At 70.7% G+C, this 21,159-nt stretch carries 3 protein-coding genes and 1 pseudogene; all 4 read right to left on the bottom strand.

What is annotated here, in order from left to right:
• Positions 1-33: 33 nt before the first annotated feature.
• A pseudogene (locus G6N19_RS19090) lies at positions 34-5,545 on the bottom strand (type I polyketide synthase).
• Positions 5,545-10,866, bottom strand: coding sequence for a type I polyketide synthase (locus G6N19_RS19085; protein WP_456320075.1), 5,322 nt, complete (start codon positions 10,864-10,866; stop codon positions 5,545-5,547). Before G6N19_RS19085 ends, G6N19_RS19090 begins: the two are co-directional and overlap by 1 nt.
• 107 nt (positions 10,867-10,973) lie before the next feature.
• Positions 10,974-15,761: a type I polyketide synthase gene (locus tag G6N19_RS19080; RefSeq protein ID WP_083040701.1), complete on the bottom strand. Its 4,788-nt coding sequence runs from the start codon at positions 15,759-15,761 to the stop codon at positions 10,974-10,976.
• A 19-nt stretch (positions 15,762-15,780) separates the two neighbouring features.
• On the bottom strand, positions 15,781-21,114 hold the full coding sequence (locus G6N19_RS19075; protein ID WP_193466449.1) for a type I polyketide synthase: 5,334 nt from the start codon (positions 21,112-21,114) through the stop codon (positions 15,781-15,783).
• Positions 21,115-21,159: the final 45 nt, after the last annotated feature.

Here is a 21,159-nt window from a genome sequence, read left to right as displayed (position 1 = left end):
CGATCGCGTTGGGCGGCAGTTCGTTGCTGGTGCTCACGTTCGGTCTCCTACTTTTCGCCGCGACGCCGCCCGCTGCCGTGCCGCGGCACGCTGCTGGGCGCGGCTACGTACTTCGCTGGCGCCGTCGCCGGCACTGTCCTGCGGGGCGAGGCCCAGTTGACGGGTCAGGTCGGCGGCCAGGTCGGTCAGTGAGGCGCCCTGCAACAGCAGCGCAACCGGCGGCTCCGCCCCGAAGTCGCCGCGGACGGTGTTGCGGATGCGCACCGCCATCAGCGAATCCATGCCGAGCTCGGTCAGCGGCCGGCCAGGGTCGATCGCACTGTCTTTGGGGTAGCCCATGATGGCCATGATCCGCGAACCCAGCCTGGCCACGACCGCCTTGGCGGCCTCGGCGGGCTCGAGCTGCTTGAGGCCTTCCGGGCCGGGCCAGTCGTCGTCCTCGCTGTCGAGGTCGAGTTCGGCGGCCAGCGTCGCGAAGTAGCCGAGTTGCTGCAGTTCCGGGAACGCCGCGGCGACCCGGTCCAGGCGCAACCGCGCCACCCCGACCCGGGCGAGGTCGCCGCCCAGAATCGCCTCCAGCGCCTCCATGCCCTCGGCCGGGTCGATCGGATCCAGCGCACTGAACTTCAGCTCCTGGGCGACTCCGACGCCGGACCACTGGCCCCAGTTGATCGTGATCGCCGGCAGCCCGGCGGCCCGCCGCCATGCCACCAGGCCGTCGAGCCAGGCGCTGGCCGCCGCGTAGGAGGCCTGTCCGGGTGCCCCGAGCAGCGACGACGTCGAGGAGAACCCGACCCACCAGTCCAGCTCTTTGCCGGGGTCGCCCAGCGTGGCCTCGTGCAGCCGCAGCGCTCCGGTCGCCTTGGGCGCCCAGACCCGCTCCAGGGCGTCGTGATCGACGCCGACCACGATCTGGTCGTCGATGACCGCGGCGCCGTGGACGACACCACGCAGGCTCAGCCCTGTCTCCTGTGCGGCGGCGACCAGGCTCTCGGCCACACCCGGTGCGGCCAGGTCACCGGAGACGACCGCGATCTGGGCCCGCTCGGCGAGTTCGTCGAGAACCACGCGCTGCTGGTCGGAGGGCTGCGAGCGGCTGTTGAGCACGATGCGCGCGGCGCCGTGGTCGATCAGCCATCGGGCCACGACCAGGCCGATGCCGCCCAGGCCGCCGGTCAGGACGTAGGCGCCGTCGGACCGCACGGCCGGGGCGCCGCTCGACCCCAGGGTGGCCCGCTTGAGACGCTCCGCGTAGCGCGTCTCCCCTCGCCAGGCCACCACGTCGTCGGTGCCCGTCAGGCCCAGTTCGGCGATCAGCGTCGCCGCCGGGTCCGCCGCCGCATCCAGGTCGACGACACCGGTCCGCAGGTCCGGGTGCTCGTAAGCCAGCACCCGCACCAGCCCCTTGAGGGCACAGATCGACGGGTCGCCGTGCTCTAGGCTGCCGGACTCGCCGGCGTTCACACTCAAGCCGTTGCGGGCGACCAGCCACAACCGGGGTGCGGCGCCGTGCCAGCCGGAGACGATGGTGCGCACCGTGGCGGCAACCGACCAGGCCAGCTCGCGGCCGCGGTCGGAGGCAGCGGTCGGATCGAAGGAACCGTTGTCGGCGAAAACCAGCACGCCGGCCGGTGGCCGGTCCGGGTCGTCGGCGGTCTGGGCGAAGGCCTCCCGCACGGCCGGCTCGCTGGTCAGGTCCGCGGTGATCACCCGGCGGCTGTCCGAGGCGAACCGGTCGGCGAAATCGGCTGCGAACGCCCGGCTTTCGTCGCCCTCGGTCAGCACCAGCCAGCTGCCGTCCGCGGCCGCCGGGGCTTGCGGGGGCACGCCGGCGTCGATCCACTCGGTGTCGAAGATCTTCTGGCTCAGTGGCAGCGGCACCGTGCGGCGCTGCACGCGCTGCAGATAGATCCCGGACAGCTCGGCGGTGACCGTCCCGGTGTCGTCGGTCAAGGTGACCCGGCCCAGAATGCCGCCGTCGTCGTGGCTCACCAGCTCGGCATGGCCGCGGGCCCGCCGGCCCACCTCGCCGAACACCCGAATGGTCTCCACCGCGATCGGCAGGTAGGTGGCTTCGTCGGCCCCGGGGCCTGATCCGCTCAGCGACTCATCGGGCAGCGCGGCCGCCAGGCACTGCAGCGCCGCGTCGAGCATCACCGGATGGATTCGGTAGCCCCGGTGCGCGGTCGCCTCGTCGGGCAGCACGATCTCGGCCTCCGAGCCGCCGCCGGGCTTGCGGACGATGCGGGTCAGCGCGGCGAATGCCGGCCCGTGCTGCAGGCCGGTACGGCGCAACGCCGTGTAGAAGTCCGCCGGTGACAACGTGGTGCCACCCCCGCCGGATGCCGGGCGCTGCGCGGCGGCCGATTCCGGGGCGGCCGCGGCGACCCGGGCGACGGCGTGGCGCGACCAGGCGCCGCCGGGCGCACGGGAGTGGATCTCGATCCGCAGGTCGTCGGCGCCCTCGCCGTCGGTCAACAGTCGGGTGGTCACCTCGGTCCGGGTGTCGACTCGCAGCATCTGCTCGACCTCGACCCGGTTCACGGCGACCGCCGAGGCGGGCAGGCTCAGCGCCTCGCCGGCCGCGGCGAGCGCCATCTCGGCAAAGCCGGTGGCCGGCATGACGACCTGGCCGTGGACCTTGTGGTGGGCCATCCATGCCACGACGTCGGTGCCCACGTCGGCCTGCCAGACGTGGCCGTGGCCCGACGGCAGCTCCACGTGCACGCCCAGCAGCGGATGCGCGTCGGCCGACTGCCGGTTCGCCGCGGTCACACCGGCCCAGTAGCGCACGTGCTGCCAGGGGCGCGGCGGCAGGTCGGCGCGGCCGATCCCGCCGTCCGGCTGCGGTGCCTCCGCCGACGGCGGCGCGACGGTCGCCAGGTTGGTGTGGAAGCTCAGCGCCTCGGGCTGCTCACGCAGCAGGGTGCCGGTCACGGTGGTGTCACCGGCGGGCCGCGCCGCCTCCAGGTTGCCGTTGATGGCGTGGGACAGCAACGGGTGCGGGCTGACCTCGACGAACGTGGCGTGCGCCGCCGCGGCCGCGGTCACGGCCTGGCTGAACCGCACCGGGTTACGCAGGTTGTGCACCCAATAGTCGGCATCGAATGCCGGCGGTTCAGCGAGGCTCGACGAAGGAGAGGCGACACTGGGGCCGCCGAATGAACCCGCTGTCTCGCCACCAGTTTGACCGACCGTGCTGATCAGCGGGATCGTCGGGGCCGACGGCTTCAAGTCGGCCAGCGCGGCGGCCAACTCGCCCAGGATCGGGTCCACGGTGGGGTGGTGCGATGCCACGTCCACCTCGACGCGGCGGGCCAGTTTGCCCTGGGCGTCGACCACCGCGATGACCGCGTCGACCTGGTCGGGCGGGCCGGCGATGACCGTCTGCTGCGGGGCCGCGTACACCGCGACGGTGATATCGGAGTGCTCGGCGACCAGCTTCTCCGCTGAATCGGCATCGAGCTCCAGCAGCGCCATCGCGCCCTGGCCGCTCAACCGGGCCATCAGCCTCGAGCGGGTCGCGATCACCTTCAGGCCGTCGGCCGGGCTCAGCGCACCGGCCACCACGGCGGCGGCCACCTCCCCCCATCGAATGCCCGATCACCGCGTCCGGCTCGACACCGTGGGAGCGCCACAGCGCCGTCAACGCCAGCTGCATGCCCACCAGGACCGGCTGGATGCGGTCGATGCCGACCACCGGCTCACCGGACTCCAGCACGTCGCGCAGTGAGAAGCCGACCTGCGCGACGAAGTCCGGTTCCAGCTCGTCCACGGCGGCGGCGAACGCCGGCTCGTCGGTCAGCAGTTGCCGGCCCATGCCGGCCCACTGTGAACCCTGACCGGAGTAGAGGAACACGGTGCCTTTGCCGGCCTGGGCGGCGCGGGTGCCGACCACGCCGGGGGCCGGGTAGCCGCCGGCGACGGCGCGCAGCCCGGCCAGCGCCTGCTCGGTGTCGCGCGCGCAGACCGTGGCGAACCTGGCGTACCGACTGCGGTGGTGGTTGAGGGTATTGGCCACGTCGGCCAGTGGCACCTCGGCGCCGGGGCCGGCCAGCCAGTCGGCCAGCGTCGCAGCCCAGGCCGCCACCCGCTGATCGGTCTTGCCCGAGACCACCAGCGTGGCCACCGGGTCGGCCGGTGCCGGCGCGGGCACGGGGTCCGGGCCCTGTTCGAGTACGACGTGTGCGTTCGTGCCGCCCAGCCCGAACGACGACACCGCGGCACGCCGCGGGCCCTCGGTCGCCGGCCAGGGGGTCATCTCGGTGGGAACGAACAGCCGCGTCGGGGACGGGTCGATCGCCGGGTTCCACTTGGTGAAGTGCAGGTTCGGTGGGATCTGCCCCCGCTGCACCGCCAGCGCGGCCTTGATGAATCCGGCGATCCCGGCGGCGGCCTCCAGGTGACCGATGTTGGTCTTCACCGCGCCCAGCGCGCACTTGTCGGCGCCGCGTCCGTAGACCTCGGCGAGCGCCTCGAATTCGATCGGGTCGCCCAAACCGGTTCCGGTGCCGTGCGTTTCGATCAGATTGACTGAGCCTGCCGCGACGTCGGCGCTGCGCAGCGCCCGAGTGATCGCGTCACTCTGGGCGATGGTGTTCGGTGCGGTCAGGCCGTTGGACCTGCCGTCGGAGTTCACCGCCGAGCCCCGCACCACCGCCACGATCCGGTCGCCGTCGCGGATCGCGTCGGTGAGCCGCTTGAGCACCACGATCCCGGCGCCCTCGCCACGGACGAAACCGTCGGCGCCGGCGTCGAAGGTGTGGCAGCGGCCGCGCGGCGACAGCATCCCCCACTTGGCCATGGCGATCTGGGTTTCGGGCCGCAGGATGAGGCTGACCCCGCCGGCCAGCGCCAGGTCACTCTCCCGCATCCGCAGGCTCTGGCAGGCCATGTGGATGGTGACCAGTGATGACGAGCACGCCGAGTCCATCGCGACCGCGGGTCCGCGCAGACCCAGCAGGTAGGCGATGCGCCCGACGGCGACGGCGTGCGCGTTGCCGGTGGCCGAGTAGCCGTCGATCGCGTTCGGGTTGGAGGCTGAAATCCCTTGGTATTCGGTGTAATACACGCCCATCATTACCGCGGAGCGGATGCCCGACAAGTGCTCGGGCGACACGCCGGCGTGCTCGAGCGCCTCCCAGGCGACCTCGAGCATCAGCCGCTGCTGCGGATCCATCGCCTCGGCTTCACGCGGGGAGATGCCGAAGAAGTCGGCGTCGAAACCGGCGACATCGGAGATGAAGCCGCCCCACTTTGACGACATGCGCCCCGGCGCCAGCGGGTCCGGGTCGTAGTATTCGTCGGCATCCCAGCGGTCCGGGGGGATCTCGGTGATGGCGTCGCGGCCGCCTGCCAACAGGTCCCAGTAAGCGTCCGGGCCGGACGCCTCACCGGGGAACCGGCAGCCGATCCCGACAACCGCGATCGGCTCGGCGGCGGCGATCCGGGACGCCTTCTCGAACTGCTCGGTCAGCGCCCCCCGCTTGTCGGCGCCCATGGCCGACATCCTGTTGACGATCGACGTCTTGGAGGTTCCCGTCATCAAAAACTACCGCTCTCGCTCCCGGTCGATGCCGACTCGACCTGATCGAACAACTCGTCCAGCACACCGCCGGAGGAGTCGAACGTCAGATGACCGTCATCTCGTGCTGCTTCGTCCTGCGGGGCGTACCGGGATGCCAGCAATCCCACCAGATGCGTCGCCAAAGCTGAAATGCTGGGGTGATTCCATAGCATCGACGCCGACAAATCCACCCCCACCAGTTGCTGCGTCTCTTTCAGCACCGTCATCGCGATCATCGAGTCGAGACCCATCTCCGGGAATGGCTGGTCCACGTCGACCGCTGCCGCCGAGGTCCGAAGCTCGCGGGCAAGGATAGCCTGCAGCCGGACCACCAACTCGTCGCGTCGCTGGTCGGCGGGTATCTGCGACCAGTCCGGCGCCCCCGCCTCGCCCCCGCCCGCCGCGGTGCCGCTGTCCTGCTCGCCGGCACCCACCGCCGAGGCTTCCCCGACCAGGTCCTCGAAGAAGGTCAGATCCCGGAACTCCGGTGAGGTGGCGACGGCCCGGTCGATGCGCAGCCGGCCCACCCCGACCCGGGGCCCCAGGGATGCGGCGCCGAGCACCGCATCCAGTGCCTCGACGCCTTCCTCGGGGCTGATCGGATCGAGCACGCTCAGGGTCATCGAGCGCCCGATCCCCACGTCGGACCACTGACCCCAGTCGATGGCGGTCCCCGGCAGGCCGGATGCGCGCCGCCACGTCATGAGGGCGTCCAGCCACGCGTTGGAGGTGGCATAGCCGAGCTGACCCGGCAGGCCCAGCAGGGCGGCCATCGAGGAGAAACCCACCCACCAGTCGAGCGGACGGTCCGCGGTGGCAGTATGCAGCAGCGCACCGCCGAGTGCCTTGGCCGACCAGGTGCCCGCCAGGCTCTCGGGGCTCACCGCCGTCACGAGCCCATCTCCGAGCACACCGGCGGCGTGTACGACGCCGCGCAGCGGCCTGCCGGTCTCCTCGGCGGCGGCGACCAGACGCTGCGCCACTCCCGGTGAACTGATGTCGCCGGCGACGTAGGCGACCTCGGCTCCGGCCGCCAGTTCGTCGAGCACCGCCCGCTGCTGCTCGGAGGGCTCGCTTCGGCCGTTGAGGACGATCCGCCCGGCGCCGCGCGACACCAGCCAGCGCGCCACGACCGTCCCCAGCCCGCCGAGACCCCCGGTGAGCAGGTAGGAGCCGTCGGCGCGGACCTTGGCATGGCCGTCGCCACAGCCTTGCGGCGTCTCGCCGAGCGAGGCCCGGGTGAGGCGTTCGGTGTAGCGCTGACCGGCGCGCCAGCCGATGATGTCGTCGCGGACCGGGGCCTGCAGTTCGGCCAGCAGCACGCCCACCAGGGCGTCGACGTCATCGGCTGCGTCCAGGTCGACCAGCGTGGCGCCCAGGTCCGGTTCGTCGGCGAGCACCCGGGCCAGTTCGCCGGGGAACCGCCAGGTGCGGACCACGCCCTTGAGCGCGCCGACAGCGGGGTCGCCCGGCTCGTCGGCGCCCACCGCCAGCCCGCCGCGGCTGACCAGCCACAGCCGCGCGCCGTTGGTCCCCGACCAGTCCTGCACGGCCGCCCGGGCCGCCGTAGACGCGGTCCAGATGAGGTCGCGGGCACGGGCCAGCGCTTGCGGGTCGGCCGGGCTTGTTCCGTCGGAGCCGAGCTGTCCGAGGAACACCACGATGCCGGCGGGCGGGTGCGCGGGATCGGCGCCGGCTTGCGCGACCGCCTCGGCCAGCGCCGGCTGGTCGGCGAACGGTCCGGCGATGACCTTGCGGTCCGGACCGGCCAGCCGTGCCGCGAATGCCGCCGCCAGGCGCTCGGTTGCGCCGTCGCCGGCGGCGTCGGGCTCGGTGAGCAGCAGCCAGCTGCCGGCCGCCGCGCCGGTGGGTTCCGGAGCCCGGGCTTCGATCCACTCGGTGGTGAAGAGCTTCTGCTCCAGCGGCACCCGCAGTGAACCCGGGTCGATCGGGTGCAGTTCGACGCCGGTGAGTTCGGCCAGCACGGCTCCCGAGTCGTCGGTCAGGACGATCCGGCCCACTGCCGCCGTGTCGTCGCGGCTGGTCAGCTCGGTGCGGCACCGGACCTGGTGGCCGGTTCGGCCGAGCACCCGCACCGCGGCCACCGCCGTCGGCGCGTAACCGAGACCTTCGGAGTCCCCGTCGGAGATCGCCGCCGCCAGCTGCCGCAGCGCCGCGTCGAGCAGCACCGGGTGCAGTTGGTAGCCGGGGTGGGTGGCGACATCCTCGGGCAGCGTGAGCACGCTGTCGCCGGTGACCGCGTCGTCGCCGGCCTGCTGCGCGGCGGTGATGTCGGCCAGCGCATACCGCGTCCAGGACTGGCCGACGGCCCGGGCGTGGATCTCGACCCGGGTCTGCGCATCCGCGCCGCTGAGCTGGGTGGTGACCTGCATGCCCCCATCGAGCACCAGCGGTTGCTCGATCTGCAGGCCGGTCACGCTGATCGCCTCGACGGGTCTGCCGAGCGCTTGGCTGCCCGCCGCCAGCGCCATCTCGATCAGGGCCGCTGCCGGCAGCACGGTTTGCCCTTGGACCTGCGCGGCCGGCCACGGCAGCAGTTCGGCGCTGAGCTCGGTCTGCCAGATGTGGTCGCGGCCGGTGAGCATCTCGACGTGCGGCCCGAGCAGCGGGTGGACATCCGGCGCCTGCCCGATCCGCGCGGGCGCGGAGATCCAGTGGTGGGCGTGTTGCCAGGGGGTGGGCGGCAGTTCGGCGAAGCCGCCGGCCGTGACGCTGGAAGCCCCGACGCCGAGTTCGGCGAGTTGGAGGTGGAAGCTCACGGTTTCGTCGTCGCCCCGGCGCAGCGTCGAGATCACCGTCGCCGGCTCGGCTGCGGTGGCCTCGACCGTCTCGCTGATCGAGTGTGTCAGTAGCGGGTGGGGGCTGATCTCGATGAAGATGCCGTGCTCGCGTGCCGCGGCGGTGATGGCCTGGGCGACCAACGCCGGTTGACGCACATTGGCGACCCAATAGTCGGCATCGAGCACCGGAACCGGCCCGGCCGGATCAACCACCGTGGAAAAGAACGGAATCCGCGGGGCCGACACAACCAGATCCGCCAACTGCTCCCGCAACTCAGCCAGGATCGGATCCATGAACGCGGTATGCGAGGCCACCTCCATATTGACCCGCCGCGCAAACCGCTCCCGGCCGGCCACCGCCGCGATCACCGCATCCACCTCGGCCGGCAAACCCGCCACCACCGTCTGCCGCGGCGACAAGTACCCGGCCACCTCAACCTGCGGATAACCCGCCAACAACTCCTGCGCTGCCGCGGCATCCAGTTCCAACAGCGCCACCGCCCCGGCACCGGCCTGCCGCGACATCAAGGCCGACCGCGCCGCGATCACCCGCAACCCCTGCTGCGGCGTCAGCGCCCCGGCCACCACCGCCGCAGACACCTCCCCCATCGAATGCCCCACCACCGCATCCGGTTCCACACCATAGGACCGCCACAACGCCGCCAACGCCACCTGCAAGCCCATGATCACCGGCTGCACCTGCGCATCACCGGAAATCTCAGCACCCGAGGCGATCACATCCCGCAGCGAAAAACCCACCTGCGCAACAAAATCCGGCTCCAACTCATCAATCGCCGCCGCAAACACCGGCTCATCGACCAACAACCGCCGACCCATCCCCGCCCAATGCGAACCCTGCCCGGAGAACACGAACACCCGCCGGGTGCCCGCGAGGCGGGGCCGCGGTTCGATGACACCGGCGGCACTGTCCCCGGCGGCCAGCGCGGCCAAGCCGGCCACCGCCGCGGCGCGGTCCCTGGCGCACACGCCCGCGGTGTATTTGAAGCGGCTCCGGTTGTCGCGCAGCGTCTTTGCGACATCGGTCAGCGGTACGTCGGCGCCATCGCCGGCCAGCCAGTCGGCGAGTACGCCGGCCGTGGCCGCGATCCGCGCCGGCGACTTGCCCGAAACCACCAACGTGCTCACCACCGGCTCGGCAACCGGCGACACCGACTCCGACACCGGCGCCTGCTCGACCACCACATGCGCATTGGTGCCCGACACCCCGAACGACGACACCCCCGCCCGACGCGGACGCGACACCGCCGGCCACTCCATCGCCGTGGCCGCAACCTGAAACTTCGACGCCCCCACACCGGCATTCGGCGTCAACGCCGAAAAATTCAAATGCCGCGGAATGAACCCGTGCTGCACCGCCAACACCGTCTTGATGAAACCCGCGACACCGGACGCGGACTCCAGGTGCCCGAGGTTGGTCTTGACCGACCCCAACACCAACGGCGCCGCCGCACCCCGCTCACCGAACACCGCCGCCAACGCATCCAACTCGATCGGATCACCCAGCGCCGTCCCGGTCCCGTGCGCCTCCACATAATCGATATCACCCGGCGACAACCGCGACGCCGCCAACGCCGCCCGCACCACCTTCTGCTGCGCCGGACCCGACGGCACCGTCTGACCCGACGACGGCCCATCCTGATTCACCGCCGAACCCCGCACCACCGCCAACACCCGATCACCATCACGCTGGGCATCCGAGAGCCGCTTGAGCACCACCACCCCGGCACCCTCGCCGCGGACATAGCCATCGGCGCCGGCGTCGAAGGTCTTGCACTGCCCGTCGGGGGCCAACATCCCCCACCGCGAGGTCGCGACGCTGTTCTGCGGCGACAGGATCAGGTTCACCCCGGCCGCCAGCGCCTGATCAGACTCCCGGCGCCGCAGACTCGCACACGCCAGATGAATCGTCACCAACGACGACGAACACGCCGTATCGAGCATGATCGCCGGACCGTGCACACCCAGGAAATAAGCCAACCGGCCGGCCGCGAAGTTCGGTCCGTTGCCGAACGACAGATACGGGTCGACGTCGCGCGGGCCGACCTTCTCGGCTGCGATCAGGGCGTAGTCGTTGGTGGTGAGGCCGACGAAAACGCCGGTCTGGGTGCCCCGAATCGCCTCCTTGGTGATCCCGGCATGCTCCAACGCCTCCCAGGCCACCTCCATCAACAACCGCTGCTGAGGATCCATCGCATCGGCCTCACGCGGCGAAATACCAAAAAACTCCGCATCGAACTCCGCAGGCTGCCACGACGACAAAAACCCACCCTCACGAGAACAAATCGTCCCCGCCACCGAATGATCCGACGAATAAAACGCATCCGCATCCCAGCGATCCGCCGGAACCCGAACAATCCCCGAACCCTCAGCACACAACAACCGCCAAAAACCGGCAGGATCACCCACCCCACCAGGCAACCGACAACCCAAACCCACCACCGCGATCGGCTCGGTATCACCGGCCTCCGCCACCGCCAACCGCGCCGTCAAATCATCAATCTTGCGCAGCGCCTCAGCGACAATCGAACGACGATCCGACCCCCCGGCCGATTCGGCCCTCCCGGCCGACGCGGAACCTATCTCGCTCAACTCAACCTCTCCGAAAGCTGCGCGAGCAGCTCGTCATCGCTCATGTCGTCATAGGCGTCGGCGCTGTCCTGTTCGGCGGCTTCGGCCACCTCCGGCAGGATCGTGGCCAGGTATCCGGTCAGCGCGTCGATGGTCGGGTAGTCGAATACGACTGCGGCCGGCAGGATTTCGCCGAGGCTGTCCGACAGTGATCGCTGCAGCGTCACGCTCATCAGCGAATCCATGCCGGAGGCGAAGAAACCGGCCGTGGGGTCCAGCACGTGGCGCGAGGCCAGGCCCATGGCGGCGACGACCTGCATGGTGACGTGGTCGTGCAGCAACCCCAGGCGCTGCTCGGGTTCGGCTTCGGCCAGGGCGCGGCGGAACTCGGTGGTGACCGGCGCGGATCCGTCGGCGGGTTCGGCGACGGCCAGCAGGTCGTCGACGATGTGCAGCGCCGCCCGGGTGCGGTAGGCGGTGGCCAGCCGTGGCCAGTCCGCCGCCACCACGGTGTGGCGCACCGCGCTGTTCGCGCCGATCACCAGCGGCAACGCCCCGATGGCCACGTCGTCGCTCATCGGCTCCAGACCGGACTCCACGGTCACCTGGCGTTCGATGTCGGATTGGGTGTCGTTCAACGACTTCCACAGCCCCCAGTTGATCGCGGTGGCCGGCAGCCCGGCCGCACGACGCGCGTAGGCGAAGGTGTCCAGGAAGGTGGTGGTCGCGGTGTAGTGCGCCAGCCAGCGCGATCCGGTGATTCCGGAGATCGACGAGAACAGCACGAAGTGGCGCACCGGGTGCCGCAGCGACAGCTTGTGCAGCACTGCGACCACGTCGAGCTTCGGCCGGAACATGGCGGTGACGTCGTCGTCGGTCATGTCGCGCAGCGTCACCGGCCCGCCCGCGAAGGCGGCCACGTGGATGCCCGCCAGCGGCGGCAGGTCGGCGCCGAACCGGTCGAACAACGCGCTCATCGCGGTCTCGTCGGCCGCGTCGGCGGCCACCGTCACCAGTGTCGTCCCCGCCAGCTCGGCCGCCAGCTCGTCGAGCCTTGTCCCCGGGTTGCGCGACACCGCGACGATGGTCTTGGCTCCGCTGGCCGCCAGCTGTCGAACCAGCTGCGGTCCGATGTTGCCGGTGGCGCCGATCACCAGATGGCAGCTGTCCGGGTCGAACTCGACCGGTGCGGCAGCACCGGTGGGCCGGCCCTTGCGCAGCCTCGGAACCCGGCGGACACCGGCGCGGTAGACGATCTGGTCCTCGGTGTCCTCGGCGTCGGATTCGGCGAGCAGGTACCCGGCGACCAGCGACGCCGGAACCGACTCGTCGACGTCGATGACCCGGCCCCAGATCTCGGGATGTTCCAGGGCCAGGCTGCGACCCAGCCCCCACAGCACGGCATGCGCGGGGTTGGCGCGGTCGCCGTCGCCGACGGGTTGGGCGTTGCGGGTCAACAGGAACAGCGTCGCCGGGGCCGGCTGGTTCAGCATGGCCGCGGCGAGTCGCCGTGCCGCGTTGAACGTGTCGTAGGCCGGTGTCGCGCTGAGGTCGGCTGCCGCGGTCGACGGCGCGTAGAGGACACGGCTCGCTCCGCGCAGCGCCGTCGCGAGGGCGGCGGGATCGGCGCCGGCGGCCAGCACCGATGCGTCCAGCGTCGTCACGGCCCCGGGTCGCAGCGCGCCGAGTTCGGCACCCAGATCGTCGCCGCCGATCACCAGCCAGGACTGGCCGGTGGCGGCGGGTTCGGCGGCTTCGCGGCCACCCGATGCACTTTCCGGCCAGCTCAGCTCGCACCACCACTCCGCGGGTACCGCGCCGGCACTGCCGGCCGCGGGAGCCACACCGGACCCGGCCGGCCCGGGACTGCGCCGCATCTCCACGGTGTCGATCCAGTGCCGGGTGTGCTGCCACGGCGTCGCGGGCAGCACCGGGTGCGGTTCGGGCGGATGCGGGGTCTGCGGCGGCTGAGCGGTGTGGGTGCGGTTGAGGTTGGTGTGGAAGCTGATCGCGTCGTCGGCGTTGCGGGCCAAGGTTCCGACGCTGTGGTGGTGGCCGCCGAGCGACTCGCACGTGTCGGCGATGGCATGCGTGAGGATCGGGTGCGCGCTGACCTCGACGAACGTGGTGTGCTCCGCGGCCGCGGCGGTGATGGCCTGGGCCAGCAGCGCAGGCTGGCGGACGTTGCTGACCCAGTAGTCGGCGTCCAGCAGCGGCATACCCCCGGCAGGCATGGCGGTCTCGGTCACGGTGGAGAAGAACGGGATGGTGGCGACCTCGGGAGTCAGGCCCGCCAGTGCTGCTTGCAGTTCGGGCAGGATCGGATCCATCAACGCGGTGTGCGAAGCGACTTCCATGTTGACGCGGCGGGCGAACTTGTTTCCGGCGCTGACCGCCGCGATGACGGCATCCACCGGCGCCACCGGGCCGGCCACCACGGTCTGCTTGGGCGACAGGTAACCGGCCACGCTGACGTCGGGGTAGCCGGCCAGCAGCGCCCCGGTGGCCTCGCTGTCCAGGTTGAGCAGCGCCACCGCGCCCTGCCCGGCCTGCTGCGACATCAACCGGGAACGGGCCGCGATCACCCGGAATCCATCGGCCGTACTCAGTGCCCCGGCAACGACCGCCGCGGTCACCTCACCCATGGAGTGGCCGATGACGGCGTCGGGGTGCACCCCGTGGGAGCGCCACAGTTCGGTCAGGGCCAGTTGGAGTCCCATCAGGACGGGCTGCACCTGCGCGTCACCGCTGATCGCCTCACCGCCGGAGATCACCTGCCACAGCGAGAATCCGACGTGTTCGACGAACACCGGTTCCAGCAGGGCCAGTGCCCGGGCGAACGCCGGTTCGTCGGTGAGCAGTTGCCGGCCCATGCCGGCCCAGTGCGAGCCCTGCCCGGAGTACACGAACACGGTGCCCGGCCCGCACGGCCCGTCGTGCGGGCCGACAACGCCGCTACCCGACCCGTCGCCGGAGGTGCCGGCGGCCAGCGCCTGCAAACCGCGCACCGCCTGCCCCCGGTCGCGGGCGCATACGGTGGCGAACTGCGCTTGCCTGGCGCGGTGGTGGTTGAGGGTGTGCGCGACGTCGGGCAGTTCGATCTCGGCGCCGTCGCCCGCCAGCCAGGCGGCCAGGTCGCCGGCGGCCGCGGCGATCCGCTCCGGGGTCCGCCCCGAGATCACCAGCGTCGTGACCGCCGGATCGGGCTCGCGCGCAGCGATTTTGGCGGGCGGCGCCTGCTCGATCACCACGTGGGCGTTGGTGCCGCCGAAGCCGAACGAGGAGACGCCGGCGCGTCGCGGGTGCTCGGTGGACGGCCAGTCCTGTTGTTCGGCAACGACCTTCAGGCGCAGCTGGTCGAATGAGATGTGCGGGTTGGGCGTGTTGAAGTGCAGGTTGCGCGGGATCTGCCCCCGTTGCACCGCCAGCACCGACTTGATGAAGCCGACCATGCCCGCGGCCGCTTCCAGGTGGCCGAGGTTCGACTTGGCGGCGCCGAGCAGCAGCGGCGCGTCCACCGGGCGTCCTCGTCCCAGCACCGTACCCAGCGCCCGGGCTTCGATCGGGTCGCCGAGCAGCGTTCCGGTGCCGTGGGTTTCGACGTAGTCGACTTCCTGTGCCGGGATTCCGGCGTCGGCGTAGGCCGAGCGCAACACCGCCATCTGGGCGGCCGGATTGGGTGCCAGCAGTCCGTTGGAGTGGCCGTCGGAGTTGATCGCCGATCCGCGGACCACCGCCAGCACCCGGTCGCCGTCGCGGCGTGCGTCGGACAGCCGTTTGAGCACCACCACACCGCAGCCCTCACCGCGGACGAAGCCGTCGGCGTCGGCGTCGAATGCGTGGCATGCGCCGGTCGTCGACAGGGCGCCGCTCTGGTCGAAGCCGCGGAACACCGCCGGGGACATCAGCAGGTTCACCCCGCCGGCGATGGCGGTCTCACACTCGCCGGTCCGCAGGCTCCGGCACGCCAGGTGCAGGGCGACCAGCGATGAGGAGCACGCGGTGTCCACCGTCACCGAGGGCCCGCGCAGGTCCAGGAAGTACGAGAGCCGGTTGGCGATGATGCTCAGGGCGCCGCCGGCGTTGCTCCAGGCGTCCACGCCGGTCAAGTCGGCCGATGCGTGGCAGCCGTACTCGGTGATGCTGGCCCCGACGTACACGCCGGTCTGCGTGCGCCGCAACGAGGTCGCCGGAATGCCGGCGTGCTCCAACGCTTCCCACGCCACTTCCAGCAGCAGTCGCTGTTGCGGGTCCATCTTGACGGCTTCCCGGCTGGAGATCTCGAAGAACTCCGCATCGAAGGCCGCGATGTCGCTCAAGAACGAGCCCCAGCGGGTGGTGCGGGCGATGGCGCCTGAGACCTCGGGCGATCCGTCGTCGAACGGCGCCCACCGATCGGCCGGCACTTCGGTGACCGCGTTGCCGCCGTCGATCAGGAACTGCCACAGCGCATCCGGCGAGTTGATATCGCCGGGGAACCGGCAACCCAGGCCGATCACCGCGATGGGTTCGTCGGTGCCGAACCGGCCGGGCTCGGGTCCGGCCTCCTCGTCGGCGGACTCCGGCTCGATGAGGAACCGCGCCAACTCCGTGACCGACGGATGCTGCCAGAGCTCCACCGGCGACACTTTGCGGCCGAGCAGCTCGGACAGCTCACCGCAGAGCACCACAGCGTCGCGGGATCCGACGCCCAGATCGTTCAGCGACGCGTTGAAGTCGATCTCGTCGGGGCTGCAACCGATATTGGTGACCAGATAGTCGGCCAACCAGTGGCGCAGGGCTTCTTCGTCAAATGCTGCGGTCATGCGGGGAACCCGATTCCCACTAGATCCCGTCCCATCCGGCCGGAGCCGATTCCACGCTGTCGAACAGCTCATTCAACACACTGTCGGCCGACTCGGGCAGCTCCGCGCCGGCGGCAGCCGGGTCGTCGCCGGAGTCCTCCTGCGGCAGCAGTTTGCCGGTCAGGTGGGCCGCCAGCGCCGCAGTCGTCGGGTGGTTCCACAGCATCGTCGCCGACAGCTCCAGGCCGACCAGCGCTTCGATGTCGCGCCGGACCGCCATGGCCATCACCGAGTTGAGGCCGAGCTCGGCGAACGGCCGGTCCAGCGCCAGGTCGGCCTCCGGCATGCGAAGCTCGCGGGCCAGGATGCTGCGCAACCCGATTTCCAGCTCGCTGAGTATCTCATCGGCGGGCAGTTGCGCCCAGTCGCGGGTCGGTCCGCCGGCGTCGGCAACGGCGGATCCGGGTTTCCCGACGGAGCCTTCCGTGGGCAACGGAACCATCACTGCCTGGGCGACGTCGTAGTGCTCGACGTGGTCCCAGGCGGCGAAGGCCTCGGCCGGGGAGATCGGCCGGGAGCCCATCCGCTCCAACTCGTGCAGCACGACGTGGGCCTCGGCGCCGAATCCGAGGTCCTTCCATGCCACCCAGTCCAGGCTGACGCTGTGGCAGCCCCGCCGGTGGCGGGCGCGGGCCAGCCCGTCGAGGTAGGCGTTCGCGCTCGCGTAGGCGCCCTGGCCAGGCACCCCGAACACCGCGCCCGCCGCGGCGGTCATGAAGAAGAAGTCCACGCTCGCCGGCGGGAACAGTTCGTGCAACACCTGGGCGCCGGCGATCTTCGGCCACATGGTGGCCCGCAGCCGGTCGTCGTCGACCTCGGTCAGCAGCTGCCCCTCGGTGATGCCGGCGGCGTGGATGATGCCCCGAATCGGCGGTGCGCCGGCGGCATCCCGGCGGGCCAGCAGCTCGGCCACCGCCTCTCGGGAGCCGATGTCGAGGGCAGCCACGTCGACGCTGACACCGCGGCGCTCCAGCGCGCGGATGGCGGCGATCCGGCGGCGAAGATCGGGCGCGACATCGTCACCGTCCCAGTCGCGCCGGGGCGGCAGGGCGCTGCGCCCGGCCAGCACCAGCCGGCGGGCACCCCGGTCGGCGAGCCACCCGGCCATCAGCAGGCCCAAAGCACCCATACCGCCGGTGATCAGGTAGGCGCCGTCGGGCTGGCACACCATCGGCTCCCGCTGCGGCGGGCCGGAGATCGGGGTGAACGTCGGCGCGAGGAACTGGCCGTCGCGCAGCACCAGGATGGATTTGGCCGGGGTGCGCAGCACCGCCGACAGCGGCGCGACGCCACCGGCGATGCCGACGGGATCTTCGGGCAGATCGACCAGGCCGCCGCAGAGCTGCGGTTGCTCGGCGCGGATCACCCCGGCCAGGCCCCACAGGGCGCTTTGGCGCACCGCGGCATCGGAGCCGGCCTCGTGGACACCCTGGGTGATGATCCACAGTGCCGGCGGGTGGTTCTCCCGCTCGGCGAGCTGGGCCACCAGCTCGGACACCTCGCCGACGAGCCGAGACGCGCAATCCAGGTCGGTCTCGCCCGGCCGGGAGCCGGCGACGTACACGACGGCCTGGGCCTCGGTGATGCCGGCGCAGCGGTGACCGGCTGCGACCAGCCCGCCCCGCAGCGTCTCGGCGGCGTCGCCGTCGCCGAGGACCGCCAGCGTGCCGGGCTGCTCCGGCGTCTGCGGAGCCGCCTCCCAGGGCTGCCAGTCGATAACGTGCGCGATCGAGCTGGGGTCCCCGGTGGGCGCCGCGGTCTCCAGCGCCGTGTAGCGCAGCGACCGAATGTCGACGCAGCATTCGCCGTCGGGCGTGCTCACCGCGATGTCCACGATGAGTTCGCCGTCGTCGCCCTCGCGACGGTGCACGGTGACGCCGGCGCGGCCGTCGGCGGGCGGTTCCCCCAACCGGATGCTGTGGGCCGAGGCCGGCACCATCAGGTCCGGGTTGGCGTCGTCCACCAGCCGTGCGACGTGCAATGCGGCGTCGAGCAGGGCGACCGTACCCGATTGTGCGGCCGCTGCTGCTTCGATGTCGGCCCGCAGCTCCGCCGGGGTCGATCGGCCGGCCCTGAGCGACCAGTCGAACGGGCGGCCTTCACTGCCCCAGGTCAGCCACAGCGAGGTCACCGCGTCGTCATCGAATTGCGTTCCGGCGTGGCCGTTCTTGTGCATCGGCTTGGTGCCGTCGCAGGCGGATTCGCCGCGCGGCGCGATGCGGGCACTGAGGTGTTTGACCCAGCGTGCACCCGCATCGTCGGTGACCGCCTTCGACAAGATGGCGATCGACTCGGCGTCGGCGACCACCTGGACGGTCCGCGGCCGGTCGATGATGATCGGGTGCTCGAAGCGGATGTCGCTGACGGCCGGCTGGCCGCTCGCCTCGACGGCGGCCTCGGACAGCGTTTGCAGCAGCACCGATGCCGGCACCAACTCCACCCCGTTGTTGCGGTGACTGCCGGGATACGGCTTGGACTCCGGCGCCAGCCGCGCCTGCCACAAGTGGACGGTCGGTGTGCTGCCGATCTTGATGTGGGTGCCCAGCAGCACCCCGGGACGGGGCGCGGATTCGGCTGCGCTGACCGAGTTCTCGATCTCCAGCCAGTGCCGGGTGTGCCGCCACGGCGTGGTGGGCAGCACCGGGTGCGGCTCGGGCGGATGCGGCAGGTCCCGGGGTTTGAGTGGGTGCGCACTGTTGAGGTGCTGGTGGAATCCGACGGTGTCGTCGCCGTCGCGCACCAACGTCGCGACGCTGCGGTGCGGAATCGCCTCCAGGTTCTCGTCGATGGTATGCGTCAGTAGCGGGTGGGGGCTGATCTCGATGAAGATGCCGTGCTCGCGTGCCGCGGCGGTGATGGCCTGGGCGACCAACGCCGGTTGACGCACATTGGCGACCCAATAGTCGGCATCGAGCACCGGAACCGGCCCGGCCGGATCAACCACCGTGGAAAAGAACGGAATCCGCGGGGCCGACACAACCAGATCCGCCAACTGCTCCCGCAACTCAGCCAGGATCGGATCCATGAACGCGGTATGCGAGGCCACCTCCATATTGACCCGCCGCGCAAACCGCTCCCGGCCGGCCACCGCCGCGATCACCGCATCCACCTCGGCCGGCAAACCCGCCACCACCGTCTGCCGCGGCGACAAGTACCCGGCCACCTCAACCTGCGGATAACCCGCCAACAACTCCTGCGCTGCCGCGGCATCCAGTTCCAACAGCGCCACCGCCCCGGCACCGGCCTGCCGCGACATCAAGGCCGACCGCGCCGCGATCACCCGCAACCCCTGCTGCGGCGTCAGCGCCCCGGCCACCACCGCCGCAGACACCTCCCCCATCGAATGCCCCACCACCGCATCCGGTTCCACACCATAGGACCGCCACAACGCCGCCAACGCCACCTGCAAGCCCATGATCACCGGCTGCACCTGCGCATCACCGGAAATCTCAGCACCCGAGGCGATCACATCCCGCAGCGAAAAACCCACCTGCGCAACAAAATCCGGCTCCAACTCATCAATCGCCGCCGCAAACACCGGCTCATCGACCAACAACCGCCGACCCATCCCCGCCCAATGCGAACCCTGCCCGGAGAACACGAACACCGTACCGGGCCCGGGCAGCACCGTTGCCGGCTCGACGACGCCGGGTGCGGACTCTCCGGCGGCCAGCGCGCTCAGACCGGCGATGGCCTGTCGGTGGTCCCGGGCGGCGACGGTGGCGAACTTCTGATGGCGCGTCCGGTGGTGGTTGAGCGTGTGGGCGACCTCGGTCAGCGGTACGTCGGCGCCATCGCCGGCCAGCCAGTCGGCGAGTACGCCGGCCGTGGCCGCGATCCGCGCCGGCGACTTGCCCGAAACCACCAACGTGCTCACCGCCGGCTCGGCAACCGGCGACACCGACTCCGACACCGGCGCCTGCTCGACCACCACATGCGCATTGGTGCCCGACACCCCGAACGACGACACCCCCGCCCGACGCGGACGCGACACCGCCGGCCACTCCATCGCCGTGGCCGCAACCTGAAACTTCGACGCCCCCACACCGGCATTCGGCGTCAACGCCGAAAAATTCAAATGCCGCGGAATGAACCCGTGCTGCACCGCCAACACCGTCTTGATGAAACCCGCGACACCGGCAGCCGATTCCAGGTGCCCGAGGTTGGTCTTGACCGACCCCAACACCAACGGCGCCGCCGCACCCCGCTCACCGAACACCGCCGCCAACGCATCCAACTCGATCGGATCACCCAGCGCCGTCCCGGTCCCGTGCGCCTCCACATAATCGATATCACCCGGCGACAACCGCGACGCCGCCAACGCCGCCCGCACCACCTTCTGCTGCGCCGGACCCGACGGCACCGTCTGACCCGACGACGGCCCATCCTGATTCACCGCCGAACCCCGCACCACCGCCAACACCCGATCACCATCACGCTGGGCATCCGAGAGCCGCTTGAGCACCACCACCCCGGCACCCTCGCTGCGGACATAGCCATCGGCGCCGGCGTCGAAGGTCTTGCACTGCCCGTCGGGGGCCAACATCCCCCACCGCGAGGTGGCAATGCTGTTCTGCGGCGTCAGCATCAGGTTCACCCCGGCCGCCAGCGCCTGATCGGACTCCCGGCGCCGCAGACTCGCACACGCCAGATGAATCGTCACCAACGACGACGAACACGCCGTATCGAGCATGATCGCCGGACCGTGCACACCCAGGAAATAAGCCAACCGGCCGGCCGCGAAATTGGCGGCGTTGCCGAAGGGAACGTAGGGATCGATATCGGCGGCCTGGATATTGCCGATCATGTCGAGGGCGTAGTCGCTGGTGGTCATGCCGACGAAAACGCCGGTCTGGGTGCCCCGAATCGCCTCCTTGGTGATCCCGGCATGCTCCAACGCCTCCCAGGCCACCTCCATCAACAACCGCTGCTGAGGATCCATCGCATCGGCCTCACGCGGCGAAATACCAAAAAACTCCGCATCGAACTCCGCAGGCTGCCACGACGACAAAAACCCACCCTCACGAGAACAAATCGTCCCCGCCACCGAATGATCCGACGAATAAAACGCGTCCGCATCCCAGCGATCCGCCGGAACCCGAACAATCCCCGAACCCTCAGCACACAACAACCGCCAAAAACCGGCAGGATCACCCACCCCACCAGGCAACCGACAACCCAAACCCACCACCGCGATCGGCTCGGTATCACCGGCCTCCGCCACCGCCAACCGCGCCGTCAAATCATCAATCTTGCGCAGCGCCTCAGCGACAATGGCCCGGCGATCCGGCCCCCCGGCCGGTACAGCGTTCATCTCGCTCAACTCAACCTCCCCGAAAGCCGCGCGAGCAGCTCGTCA

The sequence above is a fragment of the Mycobacterium novum genome (assembly GCF_010726505.1).
Taxonomy (GTDB): Bacteria; Actinomycetota; Actinomycetes; order Mycobacteriales; family Mycobacteriaceae; genus Mycobacterium; species Mycobacterium algericum.
This window is presented reverse-complemented; position numbering and strand designations above follow the sequence as displayed.